The sequence below is a fragment of the Celeribacter marinus genome, from assembly GCF_965656515.1.
GTDB lineage: Bacteria > Pseudomonadota > Alphaproteobacteria > Rhodobacterales > Rhodobacteraceae > Celeribacter > Celeribacter marinus_D.
On sequence record NZ_CBFHKW010000022.1, the window covers coordinates 29,852 to 43,011 of the forward strand.

Genomic DNA, 13,160 nt, shown 5'->3' on the forward strand with positions numbered 1-13,160 from the left:
TGACAGACATGCCTCGCGTCGCTATCGTAGCATCCAAAATGATGATCCACACGCGTGAGTGGGCGTACGTTATTACTTAGTGAGGCAGGCGCGAATGTCGCGGAAAGACGATTGGCGGGCAAAGACCATTCGCCGCATGAACCGCGTTCATGCGTGGAGAGCCTCGCGGACTAAGCCCGCGATGGGATTCGTGTCTCAACCAGAACCAAAATCTATGGGCTCGTTTGCCAAAGGCCGACAGTTGATCGCGGGCAATTTTTTGTTCGCTGGGCATCTTGTCGAGGCGCCGCGCACGTCGATATGGGACATCGCACCGCCGACACCGGATTTTGCCGAAGATCTCCATGGCTTTGCATGGCTTGACGATTTGGCGGCGGTTGGTGATGTGAACGCACGGGCGTGCACGCATGACTGGATCAACGAATGGATGCGCCGCCATATGAACGGGTCTGGTGCAGGGTGGACGCCCGACTTGACTGGACGGCGTCTCATCCGGTGGATCAATCATGCACTTTTTTTCCTGTCTGGACAAGAAGCCGCCACATCCGATGCCTTTTATAAGACCCTTGCTCAACAAACTATTTTCCTGACGCGCAGGTGGCATACGGCCTCTGAGGGCTTGCCGCGATTTGAGGCGCTGACGGGCCTCATCTATGCGGGTCTCTCGTTGCAAGGGATGGAAGTTCACGTTGCGCCAGCAGTGAAGGCTTTGGCGCACGAGTGCGATGCACGAATTGATGCGATGGGCGGTTTGCCAACACGCAACCCCGAAGAGTTGTTGGAGGTCTTTACGCTTTTGACGTGGGCGGCATCCGCGCTTTCGGAGGCGGGGCGGGTCGCCGATGATGCGCACCTGTCTGCCCTCACGCGTATTGCGCCAACATTGCGTGCGCTGCGCCATTCGGATGGTGGGCTGGCGCGGTTCCACGGCGGCGGACGCGGCGCTGACGGTCGGCTCGATCATGCTTTGGCGGCCTCGGGTAGTCGAGAGGCTGCCGGTGAGGGGCTTCACATGGGCTATTTGCGGCTTCATGCGGGGCGGACATCCATAATTACGGATGCAGCCCCCCCGCCTGCTGTTCCTGTATCGTTTAATGCCCATGCATCGACCTTAGCATTCGAGATGACCTCGGGTCGCCGGCCTGTGATTGTCAACTGTGGGTCGGGAGCTACCTTCGGACCCGACTGGCGCCGTGCCGGACGCGCGACCCCGTCTCATTCTACACTCGGGATTGAGGGCTTTTCGTCGTCGCGCCTAGGCCCGAAAACAATGATTGGCGGACATTTGCGCGAATTGTTGGTGGATGTTCCAACGGACGTTCGCATTGAAATGCGTGATGGAGGCAAGGATGTAGGATTCGTCGGTGGGCACAATGGCTATGTGAGCACTCACGGATTGACCCACGTGCGCCAAATCGATTTGAGTCATGACGGCCGTGGATTGGCGGGCGAGGACACGCTTGCGACGATTACGGGCGCCGATGAAAAGCAATTCGACCGAATGATGGATCGTCAAAAACTTCAGGGGATCCCGTTTCAAGTTCGGTTTCATCTTCATCCGGATGTTGATGCCGAATTGGATATGGGCGGGGCAGCAGTCTCAATCGCTCTAAAGTCGGGCGAGATTTGGGTGTTTCGTCATGACGGACGCGCGACTTTGAGCCTTGAAAGGTCCGTTTATCTCGAAAAAGGGCGATTAAAACCGCGCGCGAGCAAACAAGTGGTTCTATCTGCCGCCGCAATGGATTATGCGACCCGCGTCCGTTGGACTCTCGCGAAAGCGCAGGAAACGCCAAATACCTTGCGTGATCTTGAGATGGATGACGAGACGTTGAGTTGATTTAGATATTTGATCTGGGGACTGCCACATGACCGATCTCGCACCTGTAAAGCGCGCGCTTCTTTCCGTATCCGACAAAACCGGCCTTGTTGAGCTGGGCCAAGCACTGGCCGCGAAAGGTGTCGAGCTGCTCTCCACCGGCGGTTCCGCCAAAACGCTGCGCGATGCGGGTTTGGACGTCAAAGACGTCTCGGACGTTACGGGCTTTCCCGAGATGATGGACGGGCGCGTGAAGACGCTACATCCCAAGGTGCACGGTGGCTTGTTGGCGCTGCGCGACAATGCCGATCATGTCACTGCCATGACCGAACACGGTATCGGTGCAATCGATTTGTTGGTTGTGAACCTGTATCCGTTCGAGGCGGCATTGGCGCGTGGCGCTGATTACGACGAGATGATCGAGAACATCGACATTGGTGGCCCTGCAATGATCCGCGCGGCGGCTAAAAATCACGGGTTCGTAACAACGGTCGTGGATGTTGAGGACTACGATGCCCTGATCGCAGAGTTAGACACCAATGATGGTCAGACGACCTATGCGTTTCGTCAAAACCTAGCGCAGATCGCATATGCCCGCACGGGTGCCTATGACGCCGCTGTTTCATCGTGGATGGCTGATGCCATTGGCGAGACCGCCCCACGGCGCCGTGTGGTCGCAGGTCAGATCAAACAGACGCTTCGTTACGGTGAAAACCCGCATCAAACGGCATCGTTTTATGTGGACGGCTCCGCGCGTGCAGGTGTCGCGACCGCGACTCAACATCAGGGCAAAGAGTTGTCCTATAACAACATCAACGATACCGATGCCGCGTTTGAATTAGTTGCCGAGTTTAATCCTGCCGAAACCGCAGCAGTGGCGATTATCAAGCACGCCAATCCATGTGGTGTGGCAAAGGGTGCGACTCTCCTTGAGGCCTATCAAAAGGCCTTCGATTGCGACCGCACGTCTGCATTCGGTGGTATTGTCGCGCTGAACAAGGCACTCGATGCCGAGACGGCGACAGCCATTGTGGAGATTTTTACCGAGGTGGTTATTGCACCTGGAGCCTCCGACGAGGCCAAAGAGATTTTCGCAGCGAAAAAGAACCTGCGCCTTTTGACCACGGATGGTTTACCGGACGTTTTGGCGACCTCAAATACGGTGCGTCAGGTTGCGGGTGGGATGCTTGTTCAGAACAAAGATGCGGGCTTTATCGGTCTCGACGACTTGCGCGTAATGACGGAAAAAGCGCCGACACCAGAGCAGCTACAAGACCTGCTGTTTGCGTGGAAAGTTGGCAAGCACGTCAAATCCAATGCCATTGTTTACGTCAAGAACCAAGCTACGGTTGGCGTTGGCGCGGGCCAGATGTCGCGTCTTGATAGTGCGCTTATCGCCGCCAAAAAGGCGGAGCGCATGGCAGAGGCAATGGGTTTGCCCGAGCCCTTGACGATCGGGTCCGCTGTGGCGTCTGATGCGTTTTTCCCGTTTGCTGATGGTTTGCTTGAGGCGGCCGCGGCGGGTGCGACGTGCGTTATTCAGCCGGGTGGTTCGATGCGCGACCAAGAGGTGATTGATGCGGCCAATGAGGCCGGTCTCGCCATGGTCTTTACCGGAATGCGTCACTTCCGCCACTAGGCTAGGGATGACCAACAACGAATTGGAGAGCGTATGCGCCTAACTCTTTGGACTGCTTTGATCATTTTCCTACTTGATCAGATGTCGAAGTGGGTTGTGGTGCATGCGCTCAACCTTCGATCCGTGGGTGAGATCATTGTAGCCCAACCGTATCTCGTGTTCCGTATGGCATGGAACGAAGGCGTCAATTTCGGCCTATTTTCTGACTATGCGACACTTATGCGCTGGGTCTGGGTTGCCTTGGCGGTCGGTGTTTCGATCTGGGTGGTGACGTGGGCCCGCAAGGAAGGGTTTTCGGCGATTGGGAACCTGAGCGCGGGGATGCTCGTTGGCGGGGCGCTGGGAAATGCGGTGGACCGTGTTGTTTACGGGGCTGTCGCGGACTTTCTCAACATGTCGTGCTGCGGCTTTTCCAATCCCTACTCGTTTAATGTCGCCGATATTGCGATTTTCGCCGGAGCATTCGGTTTGATCCTTTTCACTGGCGAAGACAAAAAGCGGGCGTGACGTCCTTGCTTGCATCCGTTACAGATAGACAGGCAAGCGGCTTAAGGAACGGTGTTCATGCAGGTTAAGGCTCTAAATACAGGTTTGTGCCTCGCGGCGTTTCTTGCGTTAACGGCGTGCGCGCCAAAGACCGAGTTGCGCCCATCTGCGATTTCATCGGGACCGGACGAGTTTGGAGTTGTTCCCTCAAAGCCTTTGGAAGCTCCAACAGATTTCACCCTTTTGCCGGCACCGACGCCCAAGGGCGGAAATTTGGCGGATCAACAGCCAAAATCAGATGCGATTGTCGCGCTGGGCGGACGGCCCAACGTGGGCGGTGGCGTCGACGGAGGGATCGTGTCCTATGCGTCTCGGTTTGGCGTTGATCCCGCAATCCGCACCGATTTGGCGCAAGACGATGCGACCAAGTTGAAGCGTAGCGGATGGGGCAGCTTGCCTTGGAAAAAGGACAAGTATGAGCGGACGTACAAGCGCTTTTCGCTAGACGCCTTCGCTGAGTGGCGGCGCTTACGCGCGCTGGGTGTGAATGTCCCGTCTGCACCACCGCGCAGCTAACAATTCCACAGCTTTGATCACATCACCGTCACCACCGCTTGTTCTTTGCGCGCGGTGTCGCAAATATGTGATGAAATCTTCTAGATAGGTAGTCCAATGATCCGTAGTCTTGCCGTGTTGATGAGTGTGATTGCTGCACCCCTGTTTGCGGTCGATGTGAGCCAGTTCAAGTTGGACAACGGTCTAGAGGTCTATGTCCTTGAGGATCATCGCGCTCCGGTAGTTGTGCACACAGTCTGGTACGGTGTTGGCGCAGCAGATGAGCCGATGGGGAAAAGCGGTATCGCGCACTTCCTTGAGCATCTTATGTTCAAAGGGACAGATGAGATGGACGCAGGCGAGTTGTCGGAGACTGTGACGCGCAACGGCGGATCTGACAACGCCTTTACCTCGTGGGATTATACCGCTTATTATCAACGTGTTGCCGCTGATCGTCTCCCGTTGATGATGAGGATGGAAGCGGACCGTATGCGTAATCTTCAGATGACCGAAGACGATGTTGTGACAGAACGCAATGTGGTTCTTGAAGAGCGGAACATGCGTACTGAGAATAATCCCAGTGCGTTGTTTATGGAGCAGCTACGGGCCGCACAATATCTTAACCATCCGTATGGAATTCCAATTATCGGGTGGAAGCATGAGATAGAGCAGCTCAATCGCGCGGACGCGTTCGCGTTTTATGAGCGCTATTACGCCCCCAATAATGCTATTCTCGTGGTTGCGGGGGACGTCGATCCTGAGGCTGTGTATGAGATGGCCAAAATACATTATGGCCCGATCAAGCCCACACCAGACCTGGCGCCTCGGATTCGGCCTACAGAACCCCCGCAGCTGTCCGAGCGTCGGTTGACGATGTCTGATCCACGTGTCGCGCAACCCTATGTTACCCGAACCTACCTTGCCCCAGAGCGCAATTCCGGTGATCAGAGTGAGGCGGCAGCGTTGCAGTTTCTCGCAGCACTTTTGGGGGGCGATGCGGCGACGTCCGTATTGGGGCAAAAGCTAACGTTTATAGATCCAAAGGCTGTCTACGTGTCCGCTTATTATGACGGATCCACATTGGATGCGGCAAATTTCGGATTGGTCATCGTTCCGACTCCTGACGTCAGCCTTAATGATGCCGAGGCCGCTTTGGACGAGGCAATTGCGGAGTTCTTGGACGAGGGCGTGGATCAAGAGCAGTTTAACCGCCTCAAGACCCAATTGCGCGCATCACTGATCTATGATGAGGACAACATCGAGGGCTTGTCGCGCCGCTACGGTGAGTTGTTGACGCTTGGTCTGACCTTGGATGATATCACCGCGTGGCCTGATGTGCTTGGTGCGGTGACGCCCGACGATGTTATGGCTGCGGCCCGATCCGTGTTTGATAAATCAAATGCTGTAAGCGGCTGGTTGATGCCGTCCACAGGGGAGGGTTCGCAATGATCCGCTTTGTTACAATGTGCGTGTTTGCCGTGTTCGCCTTGATATCCACCACCGCCCATGCCGCCGTAGACGTTCAGGACATCACCACTCCGGGGGGGGTGAAAGCATGGTTGGTTGAAGAGCATTCAATTGCGTTCACCGCGCTTGAAATTCGTTTTCGGGGCGGCAGCTCTCTTGACCGTGATGGCAAGCGTGGTGAGGTCAATCTGATGATGGCCCTGATCGAAGAGGGCGCGGGCGACTTGGATGCGCAAGCCTTCGCAAAGTCCCGAGATGATCTTGCGGCGAGTTATAGCTTTGATGCGGGGATGGATAGCGTTTCGATTTCAGCCAAATTCCTAACTGAAAATCGAGACGAAGCAGTCGCTCTTTTGAGAGAGGCGATTCTCAATCCGCGTTTCGACCAAGATGCAATTGATCGCGTAAAGGGACAGATCTATTCTGTCATCCGGTCGAAACAAACCGATCCTAGCGATATAGCGTCAGCCACTTTTTATGAGCAGGCTTTTGGCAGTCACCCCTATGGAACGTCGCCGGACGGGACACTTGAAAGCGTTGCTGCGTTGACGCGCGACGATGTGATTGCCGCATATCGTGGCGCACTGGTTAGGGATCGCGTTTATATTGGTGCCGTTGGTGACATAACGGCGGACGAGCTTTCTCAATTGGTGGACGACCTGTTTGGAGATCTGGCTCAAAGCGGGCCGGAGATGCCTGAGGCAATTTCTGCGGGGCTGACAGGCGGGACAACAGTTGTGCCATTCGAGACGCCGCAATCGGTTGTGTTGTTTGGACATGCAGGGATTGCGCGCGATGATGACGATTACATTCCTGCCTTTATCGCCAACGAGATTTTCGGTGGAGGCGCAGACAGTCGTTTGATGGCCGAGGTCCGTGAAGCGCGTGGGCTCACCTACGGTATTGGGTCATACCTTGCCTCCTTTGACCACGGCAGTCTGGTCGCGGGGCAGTTTTCGTCCGCAAACGGCTCGGTGGCCGAGGCGGTTCAAGTTGTCAAAGATGAATGGGAAAAGGTGGCGCGCGATGGCATCACGCCCGAGGAATTGGACAAGGCAAAGACCTATCTGACGGGCGCCTATGCGTTGCGGTTTGATGGCAATGCACCGATTGCGCGCATTTTGGTCGGCATGCAAATGGTGGGTCTTGGACCCGAGTATATCGCGCATCGCAATGATTTGGTGAATGCTGTCACACTTGATGAAATCAACCGTGTGGTACGAGAATTGTATGACCCGAACACTCTGACATTCGTCATTGTGGGACAGCCGGAGGGTGTGCAGGCCAACTAACTTAGGCGTTGGTTTGGGCTGAATTCATTATGGTCGAATCGGGAATGGCCATGCTACCTCTAGTAGTATGAATTCCCCACGCCCCAACATAAGCCAAGACTCTCGTCCTACCATTCGTCAGCTTGACGAGGGGGCGATCAACCGCATTGCCGCAGGCGAAGTCGTAGAGCGACCCGCGTCCGCCGTGAAGGAATTGGTTGAGAACGCTGTTGATGCAGGCGCGCGGCGTATCGAAGTGGATTACGCTGATGGTGGCAAAACCCTTATTCGGGTGACGGATGACGGCTGTGGCATGACAGCGGATGATTTGCCGCTCGCCTTGTCGCGTCATGCCACCTCAAAGATCGACGGATCAGACCTACTTGATATCCACACGTTCGGGTTTCGTGGTGAGGCGTTGCCTTCGCTTGGTGCGGTCGGGCGTCTCAAGATTACCTCTCGGGTTGAGGGTGGCGATGGTGTGTCTTTGACTGTCTCGGGCGGGCGGGCCGAGCCGGTAAAACCGGCGGCGCTGTCCAAAGGTACAATCGTTGAGTTGCGTGATCTATTCTATGCCACGCCTGCACGCCTCAAATTTCTACGCACTGATCGTGCGGAGTCCCAAGCTATTGGCGATGTGATCAAACGCCTTGCGATGGCCGAGCCGTTTGTCGGGTTCACTGTGCGTGACGTTTCTGGTGGTGGTGAGGGGCGCGTGACGTTTCGCGCGGATCCCGAAAGCGGTGATTTGTTCGATGCGCTTCATGGACGATTGGCACAGGTTTTGGGGAAGGATTTCGCACAAAACGCGCTCGCCATTGATGCACAACGTGAGGGTTTGCACCTGACTGGATACGCGGCTCTGCCTACGTATTCACGCGGCTCAGCGGTGACGCAGTTTCTGTTCGTGAATGGCCGACCTGTCAAAGACAAGCTTTTGGTCGGTGCGTTGCGTGGTGCCTATTTCGATTTCTTGAGCCGTGATCGCCATCCCGCCGCATGTCTGTTTATCGATTGTGATCCTCATCTTGTGGATGTGAATGTTCATCCCGCCAAATCAGAGGTGCGGTTTCGTGATCCCGCGCTTGCGCGGGGACTGATTGTGTCGGCGTTGCGCCATGCTCTGGCCGAAGCGGGGCACCGCGCGTCAACAACCGTAGCCACCGCGACTTTGGATGCGATGCGACCGGAAGGCCAAGGGCACACGCCGCGGGTGTATCAGATGGACCAACGCTCGGTGGTTGGTCGTGGCGGTAGTTTTGTCCGCACACCACATCCATCATCCGATGCCATTGAGCAAAGCTATCAGTGGCAATCTCCGCAGCGGTTTGGCACCCCGGGTTTTTCCGAGTCAGTCCAGCCGTCTGCGCGGTTCGAAGATGTCCAAAGCGCGCCAGAGGTCGAGGCATTGCCACTTGGGGCTGCGCGTGCTCAGGTCCATGAAAATTATATCATTGCACAGACTGAACGCGGGATTGTGCTTGTCGATCAGCATGCGGCGCACGAGCGGCTTGTCTACGAAAAACTCAAAGCGCAGATGGCGGCAAACGGAGTTGCGTCACAGGCACTTTTAATCCCTGAGGTGGTAGAGCTTGGGTCCAATGATGCGCAGACGCTTTTGGATCTCGCCGATGATTTGAGCCGTCTGGGTTTGGTGATCGAGCCGTTTGGTGGCGGAGCAATTGCCGTGCGCGAAACGCCAGCCATTTTGGGCCGCGTCGATGCCAAAGCGATGATTTCCGATATCCTAGACGAATTGGAAGACGTGGGTGATAGCCTAAGCGTCCAGGCAAGAATTGAAGCGGTGTTGTCGCGTGTTGCCTGTCATGGTTCCATTCGTTCTGGTCGCCGGATGCGCGCCGAAGAAATGAATGCGTTGTTGCGCGAGATGGAGGCAACGCCGCATTCGGGGCAGTGCAACCACGGACGCCCGACATATGTAGAGCTAAAGCTCTCAGATATTGAAAGACTGTTTGGCCGAACATGATCCAAATTGGTACGACTGTAATCGATCTTTCAGACGCGGGTACACTCATGGCTTTGGCCGCTGGTGTTGTCATGTTACTCGTTGTCTTTTTGCTGTTCATCGTGTTGAAGCGCGCGGGCGAGGCGGCGCGTATGACATCGCCTTTGGCGGGTCAGATGTATCAATTGGGTCAGACCGTGAGATTGTTGTCCGATGGGCAGCAACAACTTGCGGGGGGATTGACGCATGTGTCCGAGGCGCAGGCCGCAGCGCAGACCAACATGATCCAGTTGATGGAAAAACGACTTGCGCTTGTCTCCGAGACGATGAATGAAAACCTTCAAGGGTCGGCGCGGCGCACGGCGCAATCCTTGGGGGATTTGCAGCAGCGTCTGCAAACGATCGATAAGGCACAAGCCAATATTGAAAAACTGTCGGGCAATGTATTGTCGTTGCAAGATATCTTGTCGAACAAGCAAACGCGTGGTGCCTTTGGCGAAATTCAACTCAACGATATCGTGGGCAAAGCGTTGCCCAAGGATAGCTATACGTTGCAGGCGACACTTTCGAATGGCAAACGTGCCGATTGTCTGATCCATTTACCTAACCCCCCTGGGCCGATTGCCATCGACAGCAAATTTCCTCTCGAGGCCTATGAGGCACTGCGCCGTGCCGATACCCAGTGGGAGTTAAACGAGGCCGCAAAAATGCTGCGTGCTTCGGTGAAAAAGCACATCAATGATATCTCGGATAAATATATCCTTGAGGGCGAAACCGCAGATGGCGCGTTGATGTTTTTGCCGTCCGAGGCGGTATATGCCGAGCTTCACGCCAATTTCCCCGAATTGGTGCGCGAGGGTTTTGATAAACGCGTTTGGATTGTCTCTCCCACAACTTGCATGGCCACGCTCAACACCATGCGCGCGATTCTCAAAGATGCGCGGATGCGCGAACAGGCGGGCGCTATTCGCAAAGAGTTAGCGCTTTTGCACGGTGACGTTGAACGCTTGGGCACCCGTGTCGGCAATTTGGACCGTCATTTCGGCCAAGCCGCAAAGGATCTTGAAGACATCAAAATCTCGGCCGATAAGGCGGGAAAGCGCGCGCATCGTCTTGATAACTTTGATTTCGAAGAACTTGCACAAGATGTGCCGCCAACTCCGGTCGCGCCACTACCGCCTAAGTCGTAGTGGTCGCTGCATTCGAACACTTGACCTGAATCATGTTTGTCACGCAATAGGCAGCGCACACTATCCTCATGCTCAATTGGAGGAAGGGTGATGGATATCAGCCCAAACAAAGTCGGTTTTGTAATTGTCAGGGCGCGGGAGCTTTCGATCAAGGTAGGTCGATGGGATCGTGCGGGTGATGACGCGGATTCCGATACTATCTACGAATCGCGCTCGTCCGATGCTACGGGTCGCGAGTTAGAGAGCTTTATTCGCAATCTTAACGACGACGAAAAGGCGGCGTTGGTTGCGATCATGTGGATCGGTCGCGATACCTTTTCGGTGGACGATTATGACGAAGCGTTCGAGACTGCCAAACAAGAAGCCTCTGCGCCCACCGAAAGCTACCTGTTGGGCGTACCGCTTTTAGCGGATTATTTGGAGGATGGGTTGGAATCGCTCGGCGTTGACACGTCGGAATTGGAAGACGAGCTATACCGCAAAGCGTGACGTCTCCCATGCCACTGCGAAGGGATTGCCGCCGTCTGATCCTGTCTGATACCTATGTGTACGAAAACAGGAGAGTTTTATGCGATTTTTTGTAGCGGTGGCGATCTGTGGTTTTTGCCCGTTGAGTCTGTTTGCCGAGCCTGTCGCTCGTGCGGTTCAGGACTATTGTATCACACCTTTGGCGAAGGATATCGCTCTTGGCTTCGGGCTAGAGCGTGCGCCGGCGGAGATGGAGCGCAAGCTGTTGAATGGTAAAGTGGCCAAGCTTTATCGCACGGACGATTCGCGGATCATGGTCGTCGCCCATGAGAGCGGGCAAACCTGCGAAGTGATGGCATTGGGCGCGGATATCGTTGAGTTCGCTGTTGCGACAGGTGGCTGGCGCGTGCGTGATACGGCACCGACACCGAGTCCAAGCACAAACATAAACCCAAACGGACAAAGTGGTGGCTATTTTGCAGCACGTTTAGGGGAAGACGGCTTTATCCAGTCGTTTGTGACTGTCTTGCCAGAACGTCAGTTTATCGGTGTTACCACGTCTAGAGTTGCGCAGAGTGCACAGGCGCGTGAGGTGTTGGGACTCAAATAGAGGCGTGCGCGCAACCTCTCCACCAAGCATAGAAAAAGCCGCGCGGGTTGCCCCGTGCGGCTCAATCAGTAATCGCTGCTGAACGTCTTAGCCCTGACGGGCCTTGAAGCGGCGTTGCGTCTTGTTGATCACGTACACGCGGCCTTTACGGCGCACGACGCGGCAGTCGCGGTGCCGGTTTTTCAGCGAGCGGAGTGAGTTACGAACTTTCATAGTCTTTCTCCTAATCGCGGCGCCTGCGTGCGCCAGTTAAAACCTATCTAACGTCGAGGAATGGTGGGCGTAACAAGGTTCGAACTTGTGACCCCTTCGATGTCAACGAAGTGCTCTACCACTGAGCTATACACCCATCCTACCTTGGGAATTTGCGCTTTGCATTTTATTGCCTTGTGAGCCTTAGAACACAAAACGCAGGATAATTCCCGCGTCAGTTCGTGGGCGTATAAAAGGAGTCGGGTGATTGATCAAGGGCTTTTGGTGAGTAATTTCACTCGCTATAGTTTCAAGTGAGAGGACTTATGCATGAGCAACGCGTCATATCTGTTAAAACGACCCACGCAACGGACCTCTTCGGTTGTCTTTTCGTCCCCTCATAGTGGACGCAATTACCCTAAAAGCTTCGTGAATCAATCTGTTTTGGATCCTTTGACCCTTCGGTCATCTGAGGACGCGTTCGTAGATCTCTTGTTTGAGGGTGTCACAGATTTTGGTGTTCCGATGATCAGTGCCGTCTTTCCGCGTGCATGGGTTGATCTGAATCGACGCTGTGATGAATTCGATCCGGCCCTCATTGAGGGAATGACGCGAGGCCAACTTAATCCGCGTGTTGCATCGGGTTTGGGTGTTGTTCCGCGAGTTGTTGCGGGCGGACGCAATATTTATAGCGGCAAACTGACTCGTGATGAGGTGCGTTCGCGAATAGAGTTGTTTTGGAAGCCATATCATGGGGCCATGAAAACACTTTTGAACGAGGCGCATGCGCTTTATGGCCAGTCGATATTACTTGATTGTCATTCGATGCCACGTGAGGCGTTGGCATCCAATGGGCTGCGCAATGTGAAGCGGCCAGAGATTGTAATCGGAGATCGATACGGCGCCTCAGCGGATCCGTCCATCGTCGCACACGTCGAATCCGCATTCATTGCCGAGGGTTTTTTGGTCACGCGAAATATGCCTTTTGCGGGTGCGTATATCGTTGAACAGTATGGGCGGCCCGCGATGCGTCGCCATGCTATTCAGATCGAAATAGACCGTTCGTTGTACATGCATGAGGCCCGTATTGAGCCGCGCTCAGAATTCAATGACGTGCGTGAGGCGTTGTTGCGCGCGGCGCGGCGAGTCGTCTCTATCGACGCGGATGATGTGCCGCTGGCGGCGGAATAACGTTCAGCGCAGGGATCGCCCTTTTACGATTGCATCCTTGCCGAACTTTTCACGGATTTTGTCGCTGGCGTGTTCTGCGCGAGCACGTTTGATTGCGTCTGGGTCTAGAAGATCAGGCGATAGATCAGCACCACTGGCATCGACCAGATTAGAGAGACCCACACCGATCAAGCGAAATGGCGCTTTATCCATTGCATGATCAAGTAGCCCGCGTGCTGTACGATACAGGCGGTCAGCGGTATTCGTCGGGTCATACAGGGTGAGACGGCGTGTGAAGCTCGCGTGTTTGGAGTTTTTGATCTTGAG

Annotated in this window: 13 protein-coding genes and 1 tRNA gene; 11 read left to right on the forward strand and 3 right to left on the reverse strand. The window is 55.0% G+C overall.

Features of this window, described 5'->3' with window-relative positions; translation table 11 throughout:
- The first annotated feature begins 94 nt into the window (after positions 1 to 94).
- The 10 genes from ACTG34_RS07005 to ACTG34_RS07050 all read left to right on the forward strand — a co-directional run bounded on the left by ACTG34_RS07005 (position 95) and on the right by ACTG34_RS07050 (position 11,471).
- Positions 95 to 1,840: a heparinase II/III family protein gene (locus ACTG34_RS07005; RefSeq protein WP_439104252.1), complete on the forward strand. Its 1,746-nt coding sequence runs from the start codon at positions 95 to 97 to the stop codon at positions 1,838 to 1,840.
- A gap of 28 nt (positions 1,841 to 1,868) precedes the next feature.
- Complete coding sequence (gene purH / locus ACTG34_RS07010) at positions 1,869 to 3,458, forward strand: bifunctional phosphoribosylaminoimidazolecarboxamide formyltransferase/IMP cyclohydrolase (protein WP_439104253.1); 1,590 nt, start codon at positions 1,869 to 1,871, stop codon at positions 3,456 to 3,458.
- Positions 3,459 to 3,491: 33 nt separating this feature from the next.
- Positions 3,492 to 3,965 (forward strand): signal peptidase II, encoded by a 474-nt coding sequence (gene lspA, locus ACTG34_RS07015; protein WP_439104254.1) that lies wholly within the window; start codon positions 3,492 to 3,494, stop codon positions 3,963 to 3,965.
- 57 nt (positions 3,966 to 4,022) lie between these two features.
- Entirely contained in the window at positions 4,023 to 4,520 is a 498-nt protein-coding gene (locus tag ACTG34_RS07020) for a DUF3035 domain-containing protein (protein WP_439104255.1), read from the forward strand.
- Between the two features lie 96 nt (positions 4,521 to 4,616).
- Complete coding sequence (locus tag ACTG34_RS07025) at positions 4,617 to 5,948, forward strand: M16 family metallopeptidase (RefSeq protein WP_439104256.1); 1,332 nt, start codon at positions 4,617 to 4,619, stop codon at positions 5,946 to 5,948.
- The gene (locus ACTG34_RS07030) at positions 5,945 to 7,258 is read left to right on the forward strand and encodes a M16 family metallopeptidase (protein ID WP_439104257.1); all 1,314 of its coding nucleotides are present in this window, start codon (positions 5,945 to 5,947) and stop codon (positions 7,256 to 7,258) included. Before ACTG34_RS07025 ends, ACTG34_RS07030 begins: the two co-directional genes overlap by 4 nt.
- A 67-nt stretch (positions 7,259 to 7,325) precedes the next feature.
- On the forward strand, positions 7,326 to 9,224 hold the full coding sequence (mutL, locus tag ACTG34_RS07035) for a DNA mismatch repair endonuclease MutL (RefSeq protein ID WP_439104258.1): 1,899 nt from the start codon (positions 7,326 to 7,328) through the stop codon (positions 9,222 to 9,224).
- Positions 9,221 to 10,393, forward strand: a complete 1,173-nt coding sequence (locus ACTG34_RS07040) for a DNA recombination protein RmuC (RefSeq protein ID WP_439104259.1) — start codon at positions 9,221 to 9,223, stop codon at positions 10,391 to 10,393. Before mutL ends, ACTG34_RS07040 begins: the two co-directional genes overlap by 4 nt.
- Positions 10,394 to 10,483: 90 nt before the next feature.
- Positions 10,484 to 10,882: a DUF3775 domain-containing protein gene (locus ACTG34_RS07045; RefSeq protein ID WP_439104260.1), complete on the forward strand. Its 399-nt coding sequence runs from the start codon at positions 10,484 to 10,486 to the stop codon at positions 10,880 to 10,882.
- A 79-nt stretch (positions 10,883 to 10,961) separates the two neighbouring features.
- Complete coding sequence (locus ACTG34_RS07050) at positions 10,962 to 11,471, forward strand: hypothetical protein (protein ID WP_439104261.1); 510 nt, start codon at positions 10,962 to 10,964, stop codon at positions 11,469 to 11,471.
- Positions 11,472 to 11,558: 87 nt separating this feature from the next.
- Here the strand turns inward: ACTG34_RS07050 and ykgO are convergent, their stop codons facing one another.
- Positions 11,559 to 11,684: a type B 50S ribosomal protein L36 gene (ykgO, locus tag ACTG34_RS07055; protein WP_005850168.1), complete on the reverse strand. Its 126-nt coding sequence runs from the start codon at positions 11,682 to 11,684 to the stop codon at positions 11,559 to 11,561.
- Between the two features lie 61 nt (positions 11,685 to 11,745).
- A tRNA-Val gene (locus tag ACTG34_RS07060) sits at positions 11,746 to 11,820 on the reverse strand.
- Positions 11,821 to 11,993: 173 nt separating this feature from the next.
- On the opposite strand from ACTG34_RS07060, the gene ACTG34_RS07065 reads away from it, so the two are divergent.
- Positions 11,994 to 12,854 (forward strand): N-formylglutamate amidohydrolase, encoded by an 861-nt coding sequence (locus tag ACTG34_RS07065; RefSeq protein WP_439104262.1) that lies wholly within the window; start codon positions 11,994 to 11,996, stop codon positions 12,852 to 12,854.
- Positions 12,855 to 12,857: 3 nt separating this feature from the next.
- Here the strand turns inward: ACTG34_RS07065 and ACTG34_RS07070 are convergent.
- Positions 12,858 to 13,160 (reverse strand): DinB/UmuC family translesion DNA polymerase (locus ACTG34_RS07070; RefSeq protein ID WP_439104263.1); only part of this gene is annotated, 303 nt, incomplete at its 5' end.

What these genes read in the sequence shown, in the direction of transcription:
- mutL (WP_439104258.1), top strand. Translation starts at nt 7,326, where the DNA reads ATGAATTCCCCACGCCCCAACATAAGCCAAGACTCTCGTCCTACCATT.
- ACTG34_RS07040 (WP_439104259.1), top strand. Translation starts at nt 9,221, where the DNA reads ATGATCCAAATTGGTACGACTGTAATCGATCTTTCAGACGCGGGTACA.
- ACTG34_RS07030 (WP_439104257.1), top strand. Translation starts at nt 5,945, where the DNA reads ATGATCCGCTTTGTTACAATGTGCGTGTTTGCCGTGTTCGCCTTGATA.
- ACTG34_RS07025 (WP_439104256.1), top strand. Translation starts at nt 4,617, where the DNA reads ATGATCCGTAGTCTTGCCGTGTTGATGAGTGTGATTGCTGCACCCCTG.
- ACTG34_RS07065 (WP_439104262.1), top strand. Translation starts at nt 11,994, where the DNA reads ATGAGCAACGCGTCATATCTGTTAAAACGACCCACGCAACGGACCTCT.
- purH (WP_439104253.1), top strand. Translation starts at nt 1,869, where the DNA reads ATGACCGATCTCGCACCTGTAAAGCGCGCGCTTCTTTCCGTATCCGAC.
- ACTG34_RS07045 (WP_439104260.1), top strand. Translation starts at nt 10,484, where the DNA reads ATGGATATCAGCCCAAACAAAGTCGGTTTTGTAATTGTCAGGGCGCGG.
- ykgO (WP_005850168.1), bottom strand. Translation starts at nt 11,684, where the DNA reads ATGAAAGTTCGTAACTCACTCCGCTCGCTGAAAAACCGGCACCGCGAC.
- ACTG34_RS07050 (WP_439104261.1), top strand. Translation starts at nt 10,962, where the DNA reads ATGCGATTTTTTGTAGCGGTGGCGATCTGTGGTTTTTGCCCGTTGAGT.
- lspA (WP_439104254.1), top strand. Translation starts at nt 3,492, where the DNA reads ATGCGCCTAACTCTTTGGACTGCTTTGATCATTTTCCTACTTGATCAG.
- ACTG34_RS07005 (WP_439104252.1), top strand. Translation starts at nt 95, where the DNA reads ATGTCGCGGAAAGACGATTGGCGGGCAAAGACCATTCGCCGCATGAAC.
- ACTG34_RS07020 (WP_439104255.1), top strand. Translation starts at nt 4,023, where the DNA reads ATGCAGGTTAAGGCTCTAAATACAGGTTTGTGCCTCGCGGCGTTTCTT.